This is a genomic window from Prevotella sp. C561, assembly GCF_000224595.1.
GTDB classification, from domain to species: Bacteria; Bacteroidota; Bacteroidia; order Bacteroidales; family Bacteroidaceae; genus Prevotella; species Prevotella jejuni.
The window spans coordinates 1-20,653 of the sequence record NZ_JH114141.1 but is presented as its reverse complement, the minus strand read 5'-3'; the positions used below and the strand labels follow the sequence as shown (position 1 = coordinate 20,653).

Genomic DNA, 20,653 nt, shown 5'->3' with positions numbered 1-20,653 from the left:
TCTGAGTGTCCATAATCATAACGGCTCCCCTACAGCTAAAAGAAGCATCATGATTAGCAAGTTCACTAAAAAAGAAAATTAAAGGAGATAAGATAATGGAAAAGAAAGAATATATAACACCGGAGATACTTTGTTGTGATCTAAGGGCAGAGGGATTGATGGACGACCATACAGCAGTCTTACAGACAAGTCCTCGCGTGTCTTCTACAGCCCCTGGTCAAGGTGGTGACCTTGATGATGACGATGAGGTAGCAGCAAAGCCTATTTATGAATTCACAGCTTGGGAAGAGGAGGAATAACCTATGATACGACTATCACATCATTCTGAAATGATGGATGCAAGAGCCTATTTCTATAAAGAGATGATGCACAATCGCATGAAAGAAATACTGAAACGTGTTGCATTGGGTTTACTTGGTGTATGCTCGTTGATGATGATTGCCCTTTGTGCATATATGTATGGACTTATTGGATAAATAGTCTTTATAATAAAATAATAATGTGAGTTAAGTATTTAACCTCTTTGTTTTGAGGGTGGACTCTTTGTGACAAGGGTCTGCCCTTTTTGTTATTAATGTACTTTATCACATGGAATATAATCCCCATTTAGTTGCTATTTCGTAAATATAGTTGCTGTTTGTAGCATAAAACTGTCGTATTAATGAAATAATTTGGTCATTTTGTCTAATATGTCGAGGATATTCATTAATTTTACAAAATAATTTGAACTAAATTAGAAAAAACGAAAAACGAAAATGATGGTATCGGAATTCAGAGACATTCTGTCTTTTGTAAGGAATGAGAGAGCACATATAGAGGGCGACATCTATGTTGGTTCTAAATTTCTTATTACACGTAATTGTAACAGCTTCTTTAAGCCGCTCCTTGATAATAACTATCCTGTAAAAGCAAATGTAGCAAGAATAGCGATGGTTAAGAGGGGATGGTGTGAGCCTACTATTGGGTATAAGAAGTATCATTGTAAGCCGGGTGACTTGTTGTTTATTAACTGGGGAGCAACAGTTAATGATGATGCCTTTGGTCATGATACGACTTTTGATGGCTTTACGATGACAGAAGACTTTATGCGTATGGTCTTTGGTGGAAAGTTACCAGAGTTATTTCTTTCTCCAGATTTATGTTTCTCTATTCATTTGGATGAGAAGGAACAAATGGTCTGGGAGCAATATACGCAAATGCTCTATAGTTTGTCATCTCTTCAGTCAGTAAGTGATGAGACATTACACTTCCTTTTTGTTTCTGTATTGAATTATGCGCAGTCACAGTATAAACAGATGACAACAGAGTCACGAGGTGGCTGGTCGAGGAATAAGCAGGTGGTGGAGCGGTTCATTCGATTGGTAAATGAGAATGCTAAGATGGAACATGAATTAGAGTTCTATGCATCAGAATTGTGCATGACTGCCCATTATTTAGGAATGATCATTAAGAAGGAGACAGGGATTACAGCGAAAGAGTGGATTGATAAGACCCTGATTACGCTTATAGAACTTGAATTGCGTTATTCTAATAAGTCTTTGAAGATGATTGCTGATGAGTACAACTTTGTGTCTTTGAGTTCGTTGTGCAAGTTCTACAAGCGAAGAACAGGAATTACTGCTACCGCATTTAGAGTAACAAAGAGTTGATGTTTGACTTTTGAAAAGGGGGAGATAATAGGTGAAGGGGACAATTGCAAGTTAGTAAAAGCATCCTATTATTAGTCGGTTATTTGCTCGACTGTATATAATATGGATAATCTACTATTGTAAACTGCTCTTGTGAAACAACTTAATATAAGCGCTGAACATCAGAGATGATCGTTGTAGGTACCAGACCATCGATAGCTTTTCCTTGGCTTACTCGTTGGCGTATATCTGTACTACTGATATCAATAAAAGGTGTTTGAAGGATAGTGACACCATGGGGCAGTGACGTTTCTGAGATTCTTTGGTTGTGTCGTGGATAGACTACGATAGGGTAGTGAGTGAGGATATCCTCTGCATGATACCATCGGTCGAAGGCTTCCCAATTGTCACCACCAACGAGAAGTGTGAAGCGATGAGTGGGGTAGTCGTTACTAAGATGCTGTAGAGTGTTCCATGTGTAAGAAGGTTTTGGAAGATGAAACTCGTAGTCCGAAGCCTTAAAACGTGGGTTATCAGCAGTCGCTTTACGTACTAATTCCAATCGAAGGTGGTCGGCTAAAAGTTGTTGATTAACTTTGAAAGGGTTCAGAGGAGACACCATGAACCACACCTCGTCTAATTTCTTCTTCTTAAGAAAAGCCTCAGCTAACGCAATATGGCCGTTATGAATAGGATTGAAGGAGCCTCCAAAGATACCAATGGAAATCTCTCCCGACTCCTCCGAAGGGACGGGAGAGCTTGACGGAATAAAGTTAGTTGATGGTTTCATAGAGAGGTTGTTGTGGAACTAATCACTTGAATTAACATAGAGGCGACTGTTATGTCCGAAATTCTAAACTTTATGATAAAGAGGTTCTTCCTCTTAGTGTTCCCATTAAGGTCTATCTCTTTGGAGACCTGAGGGAAGTTTCTTATCCTTCTAAAAATGTTTTTACAATCTCGTATGTCTCTTGTTTTGCCTTTTCAAGGTCGTCATTGACAATGACTCTATCAAAATTCTTAGCAAAGGTAAGCTCGTAGGATGCTTTAGCAAGACGATTCTCGATGGCTTCAGCACTATCAGTCTGACGGCCAACAAGGCGACGACGGAGCTCTTCTACAGATGGAGGTTGAATAAATAAGCTCAAAGCACGTTCACCATAGAATTTCTTAATATTACATCCGCCCTTAACGTCTACATCAAAGACTACGTTCTGACCAGCTTCTACCTGGTTTTCTACTTGTGATTTCAATGTACCATAGAAGCGATTCTCATAGACCTCCTCAAACTCTAAAAACTCTCCATTATGAATCTTCTCTTTGAACTCTTCTGGTGAGAGGAAGATATATTCCACACCATTCTGCTCTGTACCACGTGGTGCACGAGTAGTACAACTGATGGAGAAAGCCAATTTCAATTCGGGATGTTCCTTCATTAACCACTGAACGATGGTGCTTTTGCCAGCACCAGAAGGAGCAGAGAGGATGAGTAACCTCCCCCCACCCCTCCGAAGGAGGGGGGTGCCTAACGGACAGTCTTGGGATATGTTAGGAGACGAAGTGAAATTAGAAATGTCTTCCTGTATCTTTGCTGTTGGTGTCGTATTAGCAGATTGGTTTTCAGATGAAAGTTTGTTCATAGCTGTTTTTATTTTGTTTAATACATTATTGAGATCGTAAAGCACTTCTTCATTGGTGAATCGTATGATATGAAAACCAAAGGATGCAAGGTAGGCATCTCGTTTCTCATCGTTTAATCGTTGTTCCTTTATAGTGTAATATCCTCCGTCAACTTCTATTATAAGGTTTAATGTAAGGCAGACGAAGTCAGGGATATAGTCATAGACAGGATGTTGTCGGCGAAAACGTACACCTAATTGTTTTTCCCTAAGGTATTCCCATAAAAGTGCCTCTGCCTCAGTAGGATGTTTCCTATTATATTTTGCATTTTGACAAAGCAGCTGATGAGTAGAAGCATCATTGGTATGGTAGTGAAGGTTCCCAAAATAACAGTGTCCTTTATCTTTCTTTTCCATGGCTTCGACTTAGTTTGTTTGATAATCTATGAATATTGTGACATAGGAGATGTTTCTTATTTGCGATACTATTCCTTATTTTCAGAAGAAGGCATGTTTACTCACTTATTCAATATCCTCATTATCTCCAATTGTAGTGACTACCTTTATCCAACTTTATCCCGTTAGGCACTCCCCTCCTTCGGAGGGGCTGGGGGAGGTCTTTACAGCGCATTCAACACTTGTTCCTTAATCTGTTCCAACTCGTCTTTCATCTTAACGACGATGTTCTGCATCTCAGCTTGATTGCTCTTAGAACCAGTAGTATTGATCTCACGACCCATTTCTTGAGCAATGAAACCGAGCTTCTTTCCTACACCATGTCCACTCTCTTTCATCGTCTCACGGAAGTATTTGAGGTGGTTAGCAAGTCTTTGCTTCTCTTCGTTGATGTCAAGTTTCTCTATGTAGTAAATCAATTCTTGTTCAAGACGATTTTTGTCATAGTCGACTTCGGGGATTTGTTTGAGCCCATCGATAATCTTGTCTTTAATCTTAGGCACGCGTCCTTTCTCAAAAGGTTCGATGCTTTTAAGCAATTCAGCAATATTATCAATCTTCTCAGTAAACTTCTTTTGAAGTGCTGCGCCTTCTTGTTTACGGAAATCTATAAGTTTGTCAACGGCTTCATTGATAGCTTGCTGTGCAACGTCCCATTCCTCCTCATCCAACACCTCAACTTCAGTCTTTGTCGTTACGTCAGGTAAGCGGAGAAGAGTAGCGAACCAATTCTCTGGTTCAGGAATACCAGTATTGTCTGCGATGACTTTAATCTGTCTATAATAGTTTTCTACAAGTGCAGCATTGATAGGAGTAGCATCAATCGTTGCTTCCTTCTCTACCCATAATGAGAAATCTACCTTACCGCGTTCCAGCTTTTGTGCAAGCATACGACGGATTTCCATTTCCTTTTCTCTATAAAGAGGTGCGATGCGGGCAGATAGGTCGAGTGACTTACTATTAAGTGATTTCACTTCAACGTTGATTTTCTTTTCCTTGTAGGCTACAACAGCTTTGCCATAGCCAGTCATTGATAGTATCATGAGCTTTTCGCGTTAATTTTTTGCAAATGTACAAAAAATGTGGAATAAAAAGAGTATATTTGCAAGTTATTTAGAACATAATTGATTTTTATGTCTTGTATATTAAATATTGATACGAGTACAAATGTGTGCTCTGTTGCAGTAAGTCAGGATGGAACTTGTATTTTCGATAAGCAAGATACGCTCGATCCTAAGCATAGAGAAAAGTTAGGAACATTTGTTGATGAGGCACTTGCCTTCATTGATAATAATAACTTGCCATTGGATGCAGTGGCAGTTAGTGGTGGCCCAGGTTCATATACTGGTCTGCGTGTCGGTGTTTCTATGGCAAAGGGAATCTGCTATGGACGTGGAGTAAAGCTGTTGGCAGTACCTACGTTAGAGCTGTTGGCAGTGCCAGTATTGCTTCATCATGAGGAGATAGAAGAGAATGCTCTTCTCGTTCCAATGATTGATGCGCGCCGTATGGAGGTTTATTCTGCTGTATATGACCGTGCCTTGAAAGAGGTTCGTGGCATTCAGGCAGATGTAGTAGACGAGAATACCTACAAGGAATACCTTGAGCGTGGTCCTGTTTACTTCTTTGGTAATGGCGCAGAGAAGTGCATGGAGATTATCAATCATCCTAATGCACACCTAATCAAGGGTATTGATGCTTTGGCTAAGAATATGTTCCCATTGGCAGAGAAGCGTATTGCACAAGAGAAGTTTGAGGATGTAGCTTACTTCGTCCCATTCTATCTGAAGGACTTTGTTGCTAAGCAAGCAAAGCCATTGCTGTAGATTAGGCTTTATAATAGGCTTGACGTCATCACTTAAAATGTAACATTCACTATTCAATGAATATAGAAGGATTAGATTATAACACACAGCGAGAACGACTCATACTGCCACAGTATGGGCGAGGAATACAGAATATGGTGGATTATGCCGTTGGCCTCCCTACAAAGGAAGAGCGTCAGCGGTGTGCTGAAACCATCATTTCCATTATGGATAGGATGAATGCCCAGAACCGTAGTAACTTTGATCACATGGAGAAGCTCTGGGATCATTTGGCATTGATGGCTAACTTTGAGTTGGATATTGACTATCCTTGTGATGTGTCAGAGGCTTTGAAGATTGCTACTAAGCCAGAGCCAATGAGTTATCCTATGTCGAATATTCCTGTAAGACATTATGGAAAATTGTTGTTTGAAGCTTTTGAAGAGTTGAAGACAATGGAGCCTGGTAGTCGTCGGGATGCTTTCGTGCGTTCCGTTGCTAATCAGATGAAGCGTAGTCTGATGCAGTGGGGACATGGTACTTGTGATGATGAGAAGATAGCTTCGGACCTTGCACGATATACAGATGGTAAGATTCAGCTTGATCTTGATACATTCAAGTTTGAGAAAATTAATGCGAGAGAGTTTGCTCAGCCTCGTAATAAGAAGAAAAAATAAAATAACGACACATGGAATCCTTTATCATAGAAGGTGGACATCGGCTGAGTGGCACGATTGCTCCACAAGGTGCAAAGAATGAAGCCTTGGAGGTGATTTGCGCAACATTATTGACATCAGAAGAGGTTATCATACGTAATGTTCCTGATATCCTCGATGTGAACAATCTTATCAAGCTTTTACAGGATATTGGTGTAAAGGTAAAGAAGCTTGCTCCTAATGAGTTCTCTTTCCAAGCAGACGAGGTAAACCTCGATTATTTAGAGAGTAGCGACTTTGTTAAGAAATGCTCTTCTCTGCGTGGAAGTGTCTTGATGATTGGCCCATTGTTGGGTCGTTTTGGTAAGGCTACGATAGCTAAGCCAGGTGGTGACAAGATTGGTCGTCGTCGTTTGGATACTCATTTCCTTGGATTCAAGAATCTTGGTGCACACTTTGGGCGTGTTGAAGACCGTGATGTATATGAGATACAGGCTGATAAGCTTGTTGGTACTTATATGCTATTAGACGAGGCGTCTATTACGGGTACTGCTAATATCATCATGGCAGCAGTGTTGGCAGAAGGAACAACAACAATTTACAACGCAGCTTGTGAGCCTTATATCCAGCAACTCTGTAAGATGCTTAATGCAATGGGTGCAAAGATTAGCGGTATTGCCAGTAACTTGATTACTATTGAGGGCGTGAAGGAATTGCATGCTGCTGACCATAGAATCCTGCCTGACATGATTGAGGTAGGCTCTTTCATTGGTATTGCTGCAATGATTGGTGATGGTGTTCGTATTAAGGATGTGTCCGTTCCTAACTTGGGATTGATACTCGACACCTTCCACCGTCTCGGTGTACAGATAATAGTAGATAATGACGACCTCATCATTCCACGTCAGGACCACTATGTGATAGACTCTTTCATTGATGGAACGATTATGACTATCAGTGATGCGCCATGGCCAGGATTGACACCAGACCTTATCTCTGTGCTGCTCGTAGTTGCTACACAGGCACAGGGTAGTGTACTTTTCCACCAGAAGATGTTTGAGAGTCGCTTGTTCTTCGTGGACAAACTCATTGACATGGGTGCACAGATAATCCTCTGTGATCCTCACCGTGCCGTTGTTGTTGGTCACGATAATGCCAAGAAACTTCGTGCGGGTCGTATGTCAAGTCCTGATATTCGTGCGGGTATTGCACTGCTTATCGCAGCATTGACAGCACAAGGAACAAGTCGTATTGATAATATAGTACAAATTGACCGAGGATATGAGAACATCGAAGGACGTCTCAATGCCCTTGGTGCAAAGATTCAGCGAGCTGAGGTTTGTTAATCCCATCGTATCTAAAACCGCACTTTGAAAGAGTGTGTTGTGTATTTTAGATAAATAGGGTTGACCTATTCTCGCAAAAGGGTTGACGTTTTTTCGCAAAAAGGTAGACCTTTTTCCTCAAAAAGGTAGACAGTTTTGGGCAAAAGGGTTGACCGTTTTACTGAAAAAACAATTTAGTATTGAAATAAGTTGTAGTTTTATCAGTACTACTGATATAAGATGAAAAGATGATAAAGAAGGAAGAAGTCTATAAGATTGGGCGCATCGGGAAGCCACATGGCGTACACGGAGAGTTGCAGTTGCAGTTCTCCGATGACGTTTTTGATGTGGTAGATGCCGATTACCTGATATTGGACATTGACGGAATCCTTGTTCCTTTCTTTATAGAGGAATATCGGTTCCGTTCTGATGAGATAGCCCTGATGAAGTTTTGTGACATCAATAGCGATGCACAAGCACGCGAACTGACCGGATGTATTGTCTATTTCCCACGTAAGCTGGCAGAGGAGGGGACAGATGATGTGTCATGGGCGCAGATTGTCGGTTATTCCTTGATAGATGAAGCAACGAATAATGTGATTGGCAAGATTGTTGCTGTAGATGAAACAACTGTCAATACGCTCTTTGAGGTGAGTACACCTGAGGGCGAGGAAATACTCATTCCTGCCACTGACGAACTTATCGTTGCGACAGACATAGCGTCACAGACGATTACGATGCGGATTCCAGCAGGACTACTTGACCTCTGATTCGCAGCATAAACTAAAAGAATTAATGAAACAACAAATCTGTATATTAGGCTCAACAGGTAGCATTGGTACGCAAGCCCTTGATGTTATCAGTCAGCATTCAGACCTCTATGAGGCTTATGCACTCACTGCTAATCATCGTTGGAAGGAACTTGCTGAACAGGCTCGTCGCTTTAATCCTGCTGCGGTTGTCATTGCTGATGAGGCTTATTATGAACCTTTGAAGCAAGAGTTGGCTGATATGCCTGATGTAAAGGTGTATGCAGGTAGCAAAGCTTTGGAGGACATCGTTGAGTCACCATCAATAGATATGGTACTCACTGCGATGGTTGGCTATTCGGGTCTTGCTCCAACAATCCACGCTATCAAAGCAAAGAAGAAGATATGTTTGGCGAACAAGGAGACACTTGTTGTAGCTGGTGAGTTGATTCTTCAGTTGGCTCAGCAGTATCATGTGCCTATCCTGCCTGTAGACAGTGAGCATAGTGCTATCTTCCAGAGCTTAGTTGGTGAAGATGCGAATGAGATTGAGAAGATTCTTCTCACCTGTTCGGGTGGTCCTTTCCGTACTTTTACCCATGAACAGTTGAAGAGTGTCACTGCTGCTGATGCACTCAAACATCCAACATGGGATATGGGAGCAAAGATTACTATCGACTCTGCATCTTTGATGAACAAAGGTTTCGAGGTGATTGAGGCTAAGTGGCTCTTTGGTGTACCTGCTGATAAGATACAGGTGTTGGTTCATCCTCAGTCTATTGTTCACAGTGCGGTACAGTTCTGTGATGGTGGTGTAAAGGCACAGTTAGGTGTTCCAGATATGAGATTACCTATCCAATATGCCTTTTCATTCCCACAGCGTTTGCCATTAGGAGGCGATAGGTTAGATTTCTTCCGTCAACCATTAGAGTTCTTTGAGCCCGATGTGGATAAGTTTAAGTGTCTTGCAATGGCATACGAAGCTATCAATAAGGGTGGTAATATGCCTTGTATTGTCAATGCAGCTAACGAGATTGTCAATGAAGGCTTCCGTAAGGGTGCCTGTAGTTTCTTGGCAATGGGCGACATCATTGAGAAGGCAATGCAAACTGTTGCTTTTGATAGCAATCCAGATTATGATGTATATGTGCAGACGGATGCTGAGGCACGCCGTGTAGCACTTGAGATTATGAATAATAAATAATGAATAGATAAACAATGGAAACATTTCTGATCAGATTGCTCCAGTTTGTTCTGGCAATCTCTCTGCTTGTCCTGCTGCATGAAGGCGGACACATGTTCTTTGCGAAGCTTTTCGGTGTTCGCGTTGAGAAGTTCTTCGTATTCTTCGATGTGGGCATCGGTAAGTGGAAAGGTAAACTCTTCAGTTGGAAACCTAAGAAAGACGATACGGAATATGGTATGGGTTGGTTGCCACTTGGTGGCTACTGCAAGATTTCTGGTATGATTGATGAAAGCTTCGATACCGACCAGATGAAGCAGGAAGCACAGCCATGGGAGTTCCGTACAAAGCCAGCTTGGCAGCGTCTTCTGATTATGATAGGTGGTGTGTTGGTCAACTTTGTCCTCGCTCTCTTCATTTATTCAATGGTGATGTTTGTATGGGGAGACAGCTATTTCAAGGTGTCTGACATGAATATGGGTATGCGTTTCAATGCTGAGGCTAAGGCTTTGGGTTTCAAAGACCACGATGTAATGTTGGGAACAGACCAAGGAGCATTCCGTGAGTATGCCAATGTGAATGGCGATTTCTTCCGTCAGATAGCACAGGCTAAGCGTGTAGATGTTCTTCGTAATGGTAAGAAACATAGTATTACCCTGCCTGGTGATTTGGATATGCTCTCAATGATTAAGACGCGTCCTTTGTTTGCGGAGCCTTTCATTCCAGCGCAGGTGGATAGCGTGTTGGGTGATACACCAGCAGCGAAAGCAGGTATTAAGGCAGGCGACCTCATTAAGTCTATTAATGGAAAGCCTGTTGAGACATGGACAGATATGAATTATCAGACAGGTGTCTTAAGTGATGTCTTGGCGGTGAAGAATACGCATAAGGATTCTCTTGCAGTTCGTTCTGTTGTGCTGACGGTTCAGCATAAGGGCGCAGCAAAGCTCGATACATTGAAACTTATGTTGACACCTGATTTGAAGTTGGGTGTTTTGCAGTCAACATTAGCAAGTTATTATAAGCCTGTTCAGGAGGAATACTCCTTCTTTGAGAGTTTCCCAGCAGGTATAAAGCATGGTTGGAACGTACTGCGTGGCTATGTTGGTAATTTCCGTTACCTTGCTTCAGCAGATGGTGCAAAGAGTATAGGCGGCTTCGGAGCTATCGGTAGTCTTTTCCCTCCATTCTGGGACTGGTATATGTTCTGGTCGATGACAGCTTTCTTGAGTATCATGCTTGCCTTCATGAACATTCTTCCTATCCCTGCTTTGGATGGTGGTCATGTGGTATTCCTTCTCTATGAGATGATTACTCGTCGTAAACCGTCAGAGAAATTCATGGTACGTGCGGAGTATGTAGGTATAACCATTCTAATCCTCCTTATGATATTTGCCAACCTTAACGATATTCTTCGTTGGTTGCATATCATGTAAGGATAAACAATGTACAGATGGAATTTATTTCATAGAGATAAACAGTTAATAGAATATAAATACGAAATCACGCAATACCTGCCGCTGCAGGTATTGCGTGGTTTCGTTTTTTCTTTATTGTTGTTCGTCATGCCTTACATGTGATACTCTCCTGTATAGATAGCCATATAACAGCTGTTTATGTTTAATCTAAGCCTATTTCTTTTTATCTCAAACGCTTTTCATGATGGGTGCTGAATGTTAGTACAAGGCAAAGCAGCAGTAAAGATACGTGCAAAAAGCCATTGCCCGACTCCTTTAATATAATAGAACCAACCCAGCAAAGCCAGCATAGCCTATCATGAGAATAGGGTTAATCTTCATCCACTTTGTTCCGATGAAGGTTGCAGAGAATAGAAAAAGACTAATCCAGAAGCGCCAAGGATTGATACTTACGGCAGAGAAATTCTCAACATTGCATAATAATAAGCTGGCAGCAGCCAGTAATCCTACTACAACAGGACGCAGACCACCAAAGACAGCCTGTACGATAGGAGTATTCATATACTTTAAGAACATCTTGCTAATGAGTATCATCATTATCAGTGAGGGAAGTATGATAGCAACGGTAGCTATGATGCTGCCTAAGATAGACATCCCCGTACCCCAACCTGCATTTTCTACAGCTGTGTATCCACAGAAGGTTGCAGCGTTAATACCCACTGGTCCTGGTGTCATTTGCGACACAGCAACAATGTCTGTGAACTCAGCTGAACTCAGCCAGTGATGGTTTACGACTGTTTCTGTTTGTATTAGTGATAACATCCCATATCCTCCACCGAACCCAAAGAGGCCGATGATGAAGAATGTGTAGAAGAGTTCTAAGTATATCATATTATTCTTTTTGTTTTTATAGGGGTAAGAATCAAGTAACTTTCCTTTGTTAGCAAATTATCTTTCCTTCCTTTGGAGGGGTAGTGGGAACTCTTACTCTGTTGGCTTAATAAACTTTCCATAGAGGAAACCTGCCAATCCTGCTACTATGATGATATATATTGGGTTTACGCCTAATAGCCAAATGAGTAGGGCTGTGATAATAGGTATCCAGCAGTTAGCTAATGATATCTTTGCTTGCTTAGCCAAGGTAAAGGTTGGTGCGGCTATCAATGCGACCACAGCAGGGCGTATCCCACGGAAGATAGCTGCAACTGCTGGGTTGTCTATGAAGTGGTGGAAGAAGAGTGCTATGAGTAGGATGATGAGGAAGGAAGGTAAGATAGCACCTAAGCAGGTACAAATTGCACCAGGTGTTTTGCGTAGCTTATAGCCAACGAAAACACTGATATTGGCGGCGAACACACCTGGACAACTCTGTGCGACGGCTATTAAGTCGACGAATTGGTCTTCGGGTATCCACTTCTTCTTTGCTACAACCTCGTTTTGGATAGTGGATATCATAGCATACCCACCCCCAAGTGTAAACGTGCCTATCTTAAAGAAGGTCTTAAAGGCCTCCCAATAGAAATTGTTGAATGATGGATGATGGGGCTTGGATGTTGATGAGATGTCCTCTTTGTTCACTTTGTTTTGTTTTTATAGTAGATTAATATGATTAATCATAATCGCCCTCATCTGTATCACAAGCCTATAAGATAGGCATATAACTCAGATGAGGGCGTTTATTCTTGTTATCTCTTAATGACGGTGCTCACCTATTAATAAGGTGAAACTCACGTTTTAGAGTTTGCTTTCAACCCACTTGCGAGCATTTACAAATGCCTCAATCCATGGTGTAACCTCTTCCTGACGACGCTCACGTGGATAGTAAGCCTGCTGCCATGGGAAGATAGCACGCTCCAGGTGTGGCATCATTGCAAGGTGACGACCGTCTGCAGAGCAGATACCTGCTACATTATAGTCAGAGCCATTAGGGTTACCAGGATATTCAGCGTAGTTGTATTTAGCGATGATATTGTACTTATCTTCTGCCTCTGGGAGGTAGAAACGACCCTCACCGTGTGCTACCCAGATACCGAGTTTGTTACCGCTCAAAGAACCGAACATTACACTATTGTTCTGTGGAATGGTCAAGTTCAAGAATGAACTCTCAAACTTCTTACTGGTATTGTGGCAGAGGTGAGCACGATGCTTGTGCTCTGGATTGATAAGGTTCAACTCAACCATCAACTGACAACCGTTACAGATACCCAATGAAAGTGTATCTTCGCGTGCATAGAAGCGGTCGAGTGCCTGCTTAGCCTTTGGATTATAGAGGAAAGCACCAGCCCATCCCTTTGCAGAACCGAGTACGTCTGAGTTAGAGAAACCACCGCAGAAGACAATCATATTTACTTCTTCCAAGGTCTCACGACCAGTGATAAGGTCGGTCATCATGACGTCTTTCACCTCAAAGCCTGCCAAATAGAGTGCGTAAGCCATCTCACGCTCACCATTGGTACCCTTCTCACGGATGATAGCTGCCTTTGGTGTTGGGTGCTGAGTGTTAGGTGTTGAAGTCTTCCAACGGTCTGCATCGAGTCCATACTGCTGGAGTGTGCCTGTGAAGTCTGCATTAAACTTCATCTCGATTGGCTGCTTCTTATAGTTCTGGCAACGCTTCTTAGCCATGCCGTTCATACTCTGCTTGCGGTCGAGCAAGTAAGAAGTCTTATACCATGTCTCACGCATTGCATCAATATCGAACTCTGTCTTCCAATCGCCATCAGCGATGCTGAGTGTGCGCTTGTCAGGACTTGGTGTACCGATACGCGCAAAGCCGATACAGTTCTCAGTCAAGAATTCTTTGACTTCTTCCTTATGTTCATCAGCAACCTGAATAACTACACCTGGATTCTCTGCAAAAAGCTTCTTGATTACATCGTCACCCTTGATATCGTGAAGGTTGATATGCAAACCACCTTCAGCATTAGCAAAGGTCATCTCAAGCAATGTTGTAATCAAACCACCTGCAGAAATATCATGTCCAGCGAGTATCCATCCACGGCGAATCATCTCCTGTACAGCATCGAAGCAGTCGCAGAAATACTGTGGTTCTTTTACGGTTGGAACGTCACTACCAATCTTGCCGAGGCTCTGTGCAAAGGCTGAACCACCTAAACGCTGCTCGTCAAAACTGAAGTCGATATGATAGAGGCGTGTGTTCTTATCATTAACAAGTACTGGAGAAACCACCTGACGAACATCGCTTACCTCACCACCACTGGTCACGATGACAGTTCCTGGAGAGATAATCTTATCTCCATTAGGATACTGCTGGGTCAGAGACAGTGAATCCTTACCTGTTGGAACGTTCACACCGATAGCACAGCAGAAGTCTGATAATGCCTTAACCGCACTATAAAGACGTGCATCCTCGCCCTTCTGTGAGCGACAAGGCCACATCCAGTTGGCTGAAAGACTCAAGCTATCCATGCCGTCTGCCAATGGTGCCCATACGATGTTGGTCAATGACTCGGCTACTGAAAGAACTGAGCCTGCCTCTGGTGATGCGAGTCCTGCCTGTGGAGCGTGACCAAGTGCGGTAGCAATACCCTTATGACCACGATAGTCTAAGGCTACAACACCACAGTCAGAGAGTGGCAACTGAATCTCACCCTGACACTGCTGACGGGCTACCTTACCTGTAACAGAGCGGTCAACCTTGTTTGTCAACCAATCCTTACATGCCACAGCTTCCAACTGAAGCACACGCCGGAGGTATTCCTCCACCTTATTTATACTATAAGAAACATTCTCATATTTGCGTTCAACGGTCTCATCCTTCATGATTGTCTTTGGAGAATGACCGAACATCTGTGCTACATCTAAGTCGAATGGCTTTACACCATCGCCCTGTACGAATGCGAAGTGGGCATCACCTGTAGTTTCACCAACAACATACATTGGTGCACGCTCACGCTCGGCAATCTTCTTCACGTGGTCGAGGTGCTTCTCGTCGATGAGTAAGCCCATGCGCTCCTGTGACTCGTTGGCGATGATTTCCTTGGCACTCAAAGTCTTGTCACCGATAGGCAACTGTGTCATATCAATCTTGCCACCGCACTCTTCAACCAACTCGCTAAGACAATTTAGGTGTCCTGCAGAACCGTGGTCGTGGATAGAAACAACTGGGTTGTTGTCTTCTTCTACCAATGCACGTACGAGGTTATAAGCGCGTTTCTGCATCTCTGGATTAGCACGCTGTATGGCATTCAACTCAATACCATTTGAATAACGACCAGTATCAACTGATGATACAGAACCACCACCAAGTCCGATACGATAGTTATCACCACCAACGACAACTACCTTGTTGCCAGCCTGTGGCTCGCCCTTCAGACAGTCGCGCTTAGTTCCATAGCCCACGCCACCAGCAAGCATAATCACTTTGTCGTAAGCATACTTCTCACCATTCTCTTGATGTTCGAATGTGAGTAGTGAACCAGTAATTAATGGCTGACCAAACTTATTACCGAAATCGCTCGCACCATTAGATGCCTTGATGAGTATCTGCTCTGGAGTCTGATAGAGCCACTGACGAACAGGAAGGATGTCTTCCCAATCGCGTAGGGCTGGGATAGAGCCGTCATCCTCTGTCAGACGAGGGTATGCAGTCATATATACTGCTGTTCCTGCGATTGGCCATGAACCAACACCACCGCCCATACGGTCGCGAATCTCACCACCCGTACCTGTTGCTGCTCCATTGAATGGCTCAACGGTAGTTGGGAAGTTGTGGGTCTCGGCTTTCAGAGAGATAACACTCTCGATAGGCTTTACTCGGAAATAGTCGGATGTGCTCTGGTTTGCTGGTGCAAACTGTTCAACCTCTGGGCCTTGTGCGAAAGCTACGTTGTCTTTATAGGCTGAAAGAATCTTACCAGGATTCTCTTTTGTAGTCTTCTTGATGAGGCTGAAGAGGCTGCTCTCCATCACCTTACCATCAATGACAAACTCACCACCGAAAATCTTATGGCGGCAATGCTCAGAGTTAATCTGTGCAAAACCGAAGATTTCAGAGTCTGTGAGTGGGCGGCCATTCTGCTTCTCAATCTTGTGGAGATATTCCATCTCCTCTGGTGAGAGTGCCAAACCTTCTTCTTCGTTGAACTTCTCCAAGTCCTCCACACGCTTGATAGGCTCTGGCTCGTGGTTGACAGTGAAGATAGTCTGGTCCAAACCATCATACATACGTTGCAACATCGGGTCATAATCAGCCTCTTTGCTGCTTACAGGGAAGTACTCCTCTATACGCAAAATGCCGTCAAGACTCATGTTTTGAGTAATCTCGACGGCATTCGTACTCCATGGAGTAATCATCTCACGGCGTGGTCCCACATAGTAGCCCTGCAGTGTCTGTTCGTTCTGCAAGTAGGTGGCATCGCCATAGAGCCAACAAAGTTCGTTGATTTCTGCGTCGGATAATGCATGATTGACTTCTGTAGCAATCACGCTTTTGGACTGAGTTCTGAAGAAAAGAATCATAGTCTGTATATAAAATTTGGTGTTACTTCTGTTTGCAAAGATACGATATTCTTTGGATATACTGCCTTTTTGTCCAGTGTTTTTTAGTCTTCTTAGGTATTATAAATAATCAGACTCGGTTTTGTATGTCTTATCCTGCTAAAGTTGTATTTGTTGTCTTGAATTTCGTTTCATGAAAATAATTGGTTCTTCCGTTAAATGTATAGATTGAAAATAGAATAAGACTTATACACCTGCTTAGTATGACTATTCCAAATTAGATGGTCTTTCAATGGGGATAAGCTACAAGATAAAATGCAAATTAATACTATATCTATCCGCCGCCTACAAGAAGTTTATGCTCTTTTTGACCGATGTTTGTAAACTATTTTTAATCAGATCAAAATCAATATATGCTCTTTTGTATTCTAAAAGACGGCTAATTGACTTGCAAAAGATGCTCTTTTGAGGGCTAACTAACGCCCTTTTGAAGTCCAATTAAGCACCTTTTACTTTTCCACTTTATAACCTATTGATTTCCTTATGGTTACAAACCTGCTCCGTGTGTATGCTTTTGCCGTTATTTACAGATTTCTTATTTGAATTTATGTAATATTTTTTCAAATCCTTGTCTGCAGATTTTCGAAGTCTTAAAATGAAAAGGTTTTCAGTGTCAGAGGATGATAAAAGAATAGATAGTTGACGGTCTTAGCTATATTTTTGTTTAATAAGTAACTTTGGTTTTTCCGTTAAAGCAAAACGAAAAGCATCCACGCATTTAACGGAAGAACCTAAAAACTTAACTCCCAATCTGGAGCATAAAGTTCCAAAACTATCTTGTTGCTTCATTTGCTTATGCTATAATTGCGAAAATAATGCGAAGGCAAAGCGCTAATTCCTGCCTTCGCATTTTTAACTTATCAGATAGTCCTGATAATCAAGACCCTATTTTCACAACTCCCAATCTGGAGCATTATCAGAATGCAAACTATCTATGCTTGTAACAAGAAGTAGTTTTTTCTTTTTCTTTGTTGAAATAGAATATATATCTAACAAATAATCTTGCCAATTCTTGTCTATAGTGTCTATCCTTAGTTGCAAAAAGGTTCCTTTGACATAAAGACATTTGAATAGATATGCTTTGTTTGATGCGGTATTATAATAGGGTAAGGATTTTATCTCTTGAAGCAAGAGATGTTTTTTATCAGAGATATTGCTATCGATCAGCCCAATTTGTTTGAATAGCTTTATATCCGTAGAGTCCGGAAAAATAAAGATTGTATCGCTTTCTTTTTTATTGTCCGTTACCTCTTTCCATATATTTTCTTGATTAATATTATTTTTCCAATTTTTATCGGAATAAAATAAGTTCTGTATCTGCTATCAATAGCTGTGTTATAAGAATGTTTATGATGTCTTCTTATCTTTTTATGTGATAAATCGCTCTTATTATAAACAGCTATGTAATATCCTGCAAAGATATTTGAGGTATCTCTGCTTTGAGCATTTATCTTCTGGCATGGAAATGTATAGAAAACTATTACCAATAATATAATTGTCTTTATCATCTAATACCTTAATTCCGCAGCATAAATTCTTGTGAGAACTCCAAGTGTCTGAGAAACAAAGTTCTCAAAACATTTGGATATGTAAGAAATTTCACCTATCTTGGTGCTGCAAACATAACAAGTAAGCAAAAATCTGACATGACAAAGTTAGCAATTAAAAACGAGAATATCACTTCTTTCGCTGGAATTTATCATATTCCTTAATTCCGCAATAATTTTCTCACAAGGAATAATGCTGCGGAATTGAGGCTCTTCTAATTGCTTTCTGTATAATTTCATCAAAAAGTTCCATTAATTGTAAGTTTTAGGTTAAAAATATCTAAACTCGTTATACAACTCTTTGTTTTACACGTCTTTATAATATCTTTGCAATAGATATACCGCATTCTGTGTAATGAGGTTAGTTTTGTGTACCTGTTTGCTTCGTTATATAATAATGTGGGCAGGTTTCAAAACCGTAGAATTGATTTCTTTTTACGTTATGTTAGGAAGAATCTATTACAAGTAGAATAATAACCAAAATAAAATAGTAAATATGAAAAAGAGTCTTTTTATCGTAGCTTTAGCGTTGGGTACACTTGCATTTAGTAGCTGTGCCAGCAAGAAGGATTTGGAAAATTGTCGTACAGAGAATAATCAGTTGACGGCAGATTATCAGAATGCTAAGGAAACGATTGCTGCCAATAATGCACGTATCAAGAGCTTGGAGGATCAGTTGGCTCAGGCGAGAGAGAGTGCTGCTGCGTTGCAGGGTAGTCTTGATAACAGTTTGAGAAATGCCAATTCAAACAATATCAACATTTCTAAACTTGTTGATCAGATTAACGAGAGTAATCAGTATATCCGTCACTTGGTTGAGGTGAAGTCTAAGAGTGATTCTTTGAATATGGTGTTGACAAACAATCTTACGCGTTCTTTGAGCCGTGAGGAACTGAAGGAGGTTGATGTACAGGTTCTGAAGGGTGTTGTTTATATCTCTTTGGCTGACAATATGCTTTATAAGAGTGGTTCTTATGAGGTGAATGATCGTGCTGAGCAGACATTGAGCAAGATTGCTAAGATTATCACTGATTATAAAGATTATGATGTGCTAATTGAGGGTAATACGGATAATGTGCCTATTAACACGGCAAACGATAAGATGAGAAATATCCGCAACAACTGGGACCTCTCTTGTTTGCGTGCTGCCTCTGTCGTACAGTATCTGCAGGATCATTTCGGTGTAAATCCTAAGCGTTTGACTGCTGGTGGTCGTGGTGAATATAACCCACTCGCAACTAATGATACTGAGTTGGGTAAGCAGCGCAACCGTCGTACGCAGATTATCATTACTCCAAAGCTTGATCAGTTTATGGATCTCATTGGTGAGGCTCCAGAGGCTAAGGCTACAAAATAATCTGTTGATGTGTAAAAACGTTTTGTTCGGAATACTCCTGCAATACCCATATTATATAAGTGGTTGTTGGTTGCACTTTTCATATATATGATTTGTTTTTGTGGAAAGTGTCTCGGGAGAAACAATGTGGTATTTACTGCATTGATAGAATAGAAAACGTTGATAAATATAAATCTGCATCTTGTCAATATGCTATAGACAAGATGCAGATTTTTCTTTATATATAATATAAGGTTTGTATATGGATGTTACTTTTATGATTTTAGCTACATTGGTAGCTGTCGAACACATATATATAATGTGTCTTGAAACGATATTTACTAAATCGGGAACTACTGCGCGTACATTCAATATGGAAGTGGAGGAATTAAGTCGCGCAACTGTATCTACGTTATTTAAGAATCAAGGTGTCTATAATCTTTTATTGGCAGTGTTGATTTTAATAGCAGTTTGGGTTGCGAATGATTTGTTTTGGACACGTTGTTTTTTGTCATATGTAGCATTGGTGGCTATTTATGGCGGTTTTACAAGTAGTCCAGCTATTATTCTAAAGCAGGGTGCGCCAGCTTTGGTGGCATTAATATATAGTTTTGTTCTATTATAGGTATTTGTTGTTTTGGTTAAATTTGAAACTTCCCTTGTTTTCGATTTTGCGTTTAAGGGGTTATTTCTTGTTTTATGGCTTTGCAGTGCTATTTTTGTTTTTATGGCTTCCTGGACTGTGAAAGGGATGTGCTTGGTGCTGTTTTAGTTGATTTGTATCAAGGCTTTGGTTGATTTTTGAGTTTTTTGAAAAATAATCTTCAAAACATTTGGTGGGAAAAGAAATTCTCTATACCTTTGCACTCGCTTTACAAAACAAGCCACCTGGCAAGTTGCTTAAAGCAGTTAAGAAAGAGTTCTTTGAAAAGATTTACATAAACAGAGAAGTAGTACAAGAAGCGTCTGTCTGACATTAATTGTCATTCAGATGGGTAAAAGAAACGAACCGATCAATTCATTGTTCTTGCTTTTGAGGCATCGCCTCAAAACACTACGGAACAAAAGAAAAGGTGCTTTTTAACTTGATACTTTTAGGATAAGCGTTCTGAAACAGAGATTACTCGGTGAAGCGTTTGGGTTAACATGGTATTCATTATCATTTATCACCCATCACTTATCACCAAAACATATTTTACAATGGAGAGTTTGATCCTGGCTCAGGATGAACGCTAGCTACAGGCTTAACACATGCAAGTCGAGGGGAAACGGCATTTAGTGCTTGCACTGAATGGACGTCGACCGGCGCACGGGTGAGTAACGCGTATCCAACCTACCCATTACTGTGGGATAACCTGCCGAAAGGCAGACTAATACCGCATAGTCTTCGATGACGGCATCAGATTTGAAG

Annotated in this window: 19 protein-coding genes and 1 rRNA gene; 12 read left to right on the top strand and 8 right to left on the bottom strand. The window is 41.3% G+C overall.

Annotation, left to right across the window (positions count from 1 at the left end; translation table 11 throughout):
- Positions 1 to 95 precede the first annotated feature (95 nt).
- From HMPREF0666_RS03050 to HMPREF0666_RS03045, 3 genes are all read left to right on the top strand, one after another.
- On the top strand, positions 96 to 299 hold the full coding sequence (locus tag HMPREF0666_RS03050; RefSeq protein ID WP_009010846.1) for a hypothetical protein: 204 nt from the start codon (positions 96 to 98) through the stop codon (positions 297 to 299).
- 3 nt (positions 300 to 302) lie between these two features.
- Positions 303 to 476 (top strand): hypothetical protein, encoded by a 174-nt coding sequence (locus tag HMPREF0666_RS17220; RefSeq protein WP_157600230.1) that lies wholly within the window; start codon positions 303 to 305, stop codon positions 474 to 476.
- A gap of 279 nt (positions 477 to 755) precedes the next feature.
- Positions 756 to 1,649 carry an AraC family transcriptional regulator gene (locus tag HMPREF0666_RS03045; RefSeq protein ID WP_009010845.1) on the top strand — a complete coding sequence of 298 codons (894 nt, stop codon included), beginning with the start codon at positions 756 to 758 and terminating at the stop codon, positions 1,647 to 1,649.
- 142 nt (positions 1,650 to 1,791) lie between these two features.
- On the opposite strand, the gene nadD is transcribed toward HMPREF0666_RS03045, so the two are convergent.
- The 3 genes from nadD to HMPREF0666_RS03030 form a co-directional block, all read right to left on the bottom strand.
- Positions 1,792 to 2,418 carry a nicotinate (nicotinamide) nucleotide adenylyltransferase gene (nadD, locus tag HMPREF0666_RS03040; RefSeq protein WP_009010844.1) on the bottom strand — a complete coding sequence of 209 codons (627 nt, stop codon included), beginning with the start codon at positions 2,416 to 2,418 and terminating at the stop codon, positions 1,792 to 1,794.
- 142 nt (positions 2,419 to 2,560) lie between these two features.
- Positions 2,561 to 3,664, bottom strand: coding sequence for a guanylate kinase (gene gmk / locus HMPREF0666_RS16385; RefSeq protein WP_009010843.1), 1,104 nt, complete (start codon positions 3,662 to 3,664; stop codon positions 2,561 to 2,563).
- Positions 3,665 to 3,867: 203 nt separating this feature from the next.
- On the bottom strand, positions 3,868 to 4,746 hold the full coding sequence (locus tag HMPREF0666_RS03030) for a YicC/YloC family endoribonuclease (protein WP_009010842.1): 879 nt from the start codon (positions 4,744 to 4,746) through the stop codon (positions 3,868 to 3,870).
- A 90-nt stretch (positions 4,747 to 4,836) separates the two neighbouring features.
- Between HMPREF0666_RS03030 and tsaB the strand changes: the two genes are divergently transcribed.
- The 6 genes from tsaB (at position 4,837) to rseP (ending at position 10,857) form a co-directional block, all read left to right on the top strand.
- Entirely contained in the window at positions 4,837 to 5,529 is a 693-nt protein-coding gene (tsaB, locus tag HMPREF0666_RS03025; protein ID WP_009010841.1) for a tRNA (adenosine(37)-N6)-threonylcarbamoyltransferase complex dimerization subunit type 1 TsaB, read from the top strand.
- A gap of 56 nt (positions 5,530 to 5,585) precedes the next feature.
- Positions 5,586 to 6,185, top strand: coding sequence for a DUF4290 domain-containing protein (locus HMPREF0666_RS03020; RefSeq protein WP_009010840.1), 600 nt, complete (start codon positions 5,586 to 5,588; stop codon positions 6,183 to 6,185).
- 11 nt (positions 6,186 to 6,196) lie between these two features.
- Positions 6,197 to 7,510, top strand: a complete 1,314-nt coding sequence (gene murA, locus HMPREF0666_RS03015) for a UDP-N-acetylglucosamine 1-carboxyvinyltransferase (RefSeq protein WP_009010839.1) — start codon at positions 6,197 to 6,199, stop codon at positions 7,508 to 7,510.
- Between the two features lie 227 nt (positions 7,511 to 7,737).
- Positions 7,738 to 8,259 (top strand): ribosome maturation factor RimM, encoded by a 522-nt coding sequence (gene rimM, locus HMPREF0666_RS03010; RefSeq protein WP_009010838.1) that lies wholly within the window; start codon positions 7,738 to 7,740, stop codon positions 8,257 to 8,259.
- A 25-nt stretch (positions 8,260 to 8,284) separates the two neighbouring features.
- On the top strand, positions 8,285 to 9,442 hold the full coding sequence (locus HMPREF0666_RS03005) for a 1-deoxy-D-xylulose-5-phosphate reductoisomerase (RefSeq protein WP_009010837.1): 1,158 nt from the start codon (positions 8,285 to 8,287) through the stop codon (positions 9,440 to 9,442).
- Positions 9,443 to 9,456: 14 nt separating this feature from the next.
- Entirely contained in the window at positions 9,457 to 10,857 is a 1,401-nt protein-coding gene (gene rseP / locus HMPREF0666_RS03000) for an RIP metalloprotease RseP (protein WP_009010836.1), read from the top strand.
- A 297-nt stretch (positions 10,858 to 11,154) separates the two neighbouring features.
- On the opposite strand, the gene HMPREF0666_RS02995 is transcribed toward rseP, so the two are convergent.
- From HMPREF0666_RS02995 to HMPREF0666_RS17860, 5 genes are all read right to left on the bottom strand, one after another.
- Positions 11,155 to 11,730, bottom strand: a complete 576-nt coding sequence (locus HMPREF0666_RS02995) for a chromate transporter (RefSeq protein WP_009010835.1) — start codon at positions 11,728 to 11,730, stop codon at positions 11,155 to 11,157.
- Positions 11,731 to 11,823: 93 nt separating this feature from the next.
- The gene (locus HMPREF0666_RS02990; protein WP_009010834.1) at positions 11,824 to 12,417 is read right to left on the bottom strand and encodes a chromate transporter; all 594 of its coding nucleotides are present in this window, start codon (positions 12,415 to 12,417) and stop codon (positions 11,824 to 11,826) included.
- 156 nt (positions 12,418 to 12,573) lie between these two features.
- Positions 12,574 to 16,320 carry a phosphoribosylformylglycinamidine synthase gene (gene purL / locus HMPREF0666_RS02985; protein WP_009010833.1) on the bottom strand — a complete coding sequence of 1,249 codons (3,747 nt, stop codon included), beginning with the start codon at positions 16,318 to 16,320 and terminating at the stop codon, positions 12,574 to 12,576.
- Between the two features lie 687 nt (positions 16,321 to 17,007).
- Positions 17,008 to 17,148 carry a hypothetical protein gene (locus tag HMPREF0666_RS17615; protein WP_198010533.1) on the bottom strand — a complete coding sequence of 47 codons (141 nt, stop codon included), beginning with the start codon at positions 17,146 to 17,148 and terminating at the stop codon, positions 17,008 to 17,010.
- A gap of 455 nt (positions 17,149 to 17,603) precedes the next feature.
- A complete protein-coding gene (locus HMPREF0666_RS17860; RefSeq protein ID WP_232214051.1) occupies positions 17,604 to 17,867 on the bottom strand; it encodes a hypothetical protein in 264 nt (87 codons plus the stop codon).
- Between the two features lie 535 nt (positions 17,868 to 18,402).
- On the opposite strand from HMPREF0666_RS17860, the gene HMPREF0666_RS02975 reads away from it, so the two are divergent.
- From HMPREF0666_RS02975 to HMPREF0666_RS02965, 3 genes are all read left to right on the top strand, one after another.
- On the top strand, positions 18,403 to 19,263 hold the full coding sequence (locus HMPREF0666_RS02975; RefSeq protein WP_009010831.1) for an OmpA family protein: 861 nt from the start codon (positions 18,403 to 18,405) through the stop codon (positions 19,261 to 19,263).
- A gap of 241 nt (positions 19,264 to 19,504) precedes the next feature.
- Positions 19,505 to 19,867 carry a DUF1304 domain-containing protein gene (locus tag HMPREF0666_RS02970; protein WP_009010829.1) on the top strand — a complete coding sequence of 121 codons (363 nt, stop codon included), beginning with the start codon at positions 19,505 to 19,507 and terminating at the stop codon, positions 19,865 to 19,867.
- Between the two features lie 572 nt (positions 19,868 to 20,439).
- A 16S ribosomal RNA gene (locus HMPREF0666_RS02965) occupies positions 20,440 to 20,653 on the top strand; the annotation flags it as partial.